This is a genomic window from Streptomyces sp. UNOB3_S3 (assembly GCF_020740895.1).
Lineage (GTDB): Bacteria > Actinomycetota > Actinomycetes > Streptomycetales > Streptomycetaceae > Streptomyces.
Genome location: NZ_JAILXP010000662.1, coordinates 1 through 1,723, shown reverse-complemented (window position 1 = coordinate 1,723; position 1,723 = coordinate 1). Strand labels below are relative to the sequence as shown.

Annotated in this window: 1 protein-coding gene; it reads left to right on the top strand. The window is 75.6% G+C overall.

All coding sequences use genetic code 11. From position 1 onward, the window contains the following. Nucleotides 1-1,723: beta-ketoacyl synthase N-terminal-like domain-containing protein (locus K6I33_RS34815; protein ID WP_229358794.1), on the top strand; the 1,723-nt coding region annotated here is incomplete at both ends.

Here is a 1,723-nt window from a genome sequence, read left to right as displayed (position 1 = left end):
CCCTCACCGCCACCCGCCCCTGCCCCCTGATCGACGGCGTCCCCGAGGCCCGCCGGGCCGGCGAAGCCGGCCGTGCCCCCGGCGCGGCACCCGGCGGGTCGCCGCTGCGCGACCGCCTCGCGGGCCGTCCGGCCGCCGAACAGGAGCGCGTACTCGTCGACCTGGTCCGCGAGGAGATCGCCAAGGTCCTCGGCCACGCCTCGCCCGACGGCATCGACGCGGGGCGGGCCTTCCGCGACCTGGGCTTCGACTCCCTGACGGCCGTCGAGCTGCGCAACCGGCTCTCCGCCGCGGCCGGGGTACGGCTGCCCGCCACCCTGCTCTTCGACCACCCCACGGCCGCCGCCGTGGCCGCGCTCCTGCGCACCGAGGTGCTGGGCGCGACGGGCTCCTCCCTCGAACAGACCGCCGCGGCCGCCGCCTCGGACGAGCCCGTGGCGATCGTCGGCATGGCCTGTCGCTTCCCCGGCGGCGCCAACTCCCCGGAGGACTTCTGGCGGCTCCTCGCCGAGGGCGCCGACGGCATCGTCCCCTTCCCCGAGGACCGCGGCTGGGACACCGGGGGCCTCCACCACCCCGACCCCGACCACCAGGGCACCAGCTACGTCCGCGAGGGCGGCTTCCTCACGGACGCGGCCGGGTTCGACGCCGGGTTCTTCGGCATCTCGCCGCGCGAGGCGCTCGCCATGGACCCGCAGCAGCGGCTCCTGCTGGAGACCACCTGGGAGGTCCTGGAACGGGCCGGCATCGACCCGGCGTCCCTGCGCGGCAGCCGCACCGGCGTGTTCGCCGGCACCAACTCGAACGACTACCAGACCATCCTCGACGGCACCCGCGACGAGGTCGCGGGCCACCTGCTGACCGGCAACGCCATGAGCGTCGTCTCCGGCCGTGTCGCCTACACCTTCGGCTTCGAGGGCCCGGCCGTCACCGTCGACACGGCGTGCTCGTCGTCGCTGGTCGCCCTGCACATGGCCGCGCAGTCGCTGCGCCAGGGCGAGTGCACGCTCGCCGTCGCGGGCGGTGTGACGGTCATGTCGACCCCGTACTCCTTCGTGGAGTTCTCCCGGCAGCGCGGCCTCGCCGCCGACGGCCGCTGCAAGCCCTTCGCGGCCGCCGCCGACGGCACCGGCTGGAGCGAGGGCGTCGGCCTGCTCCTGGTGGAGCGGCTGTCGGACGCGCGGCGCAACGGCCACCCGGTGCTGGCGGTCGTACGCGGCTCCGCCGTCAACCAGGACGGCGCGTCCAACGGACTGAGCGCGCCGAACGGCCCGTCGCAGCAGCGCGTCATCCGCCAGGCCCTCGCCAACGCGGGCCTGGACGCGACCGACGTCGACGCCGTGGAGGCCCACGGCACGGGCACCACCCTCGGCGACCCGATCGAGGCTCAGGCGCTGCTGGCCACCTACGGTCAGGACCGCGACGGGGACCGGCCGCTGTGGCTGGGCTCGGTGAAGTCCAACATCGGCCACACCCAGGCCGCCGCCGGTGTCGCGGGCATCATGAAGATGGTCCTGGCCATGCGCCACGGCCTCCTGCCGCGGAGCCTCCACATCGACGAGCCCACCCCGCACGTCGACTGGACCGGCGGCGCCGTCGCCCTGCTCGCCGAAGCCACCGAGTGGCCCGGCGGCGACCGGCCGCGCCGGGCCGGTGTGTCCTCCTTCGGCATCAGCGGCACCAACGCCCACGTCATCCTCGAACAGGCCCCGGCGGACGAGCC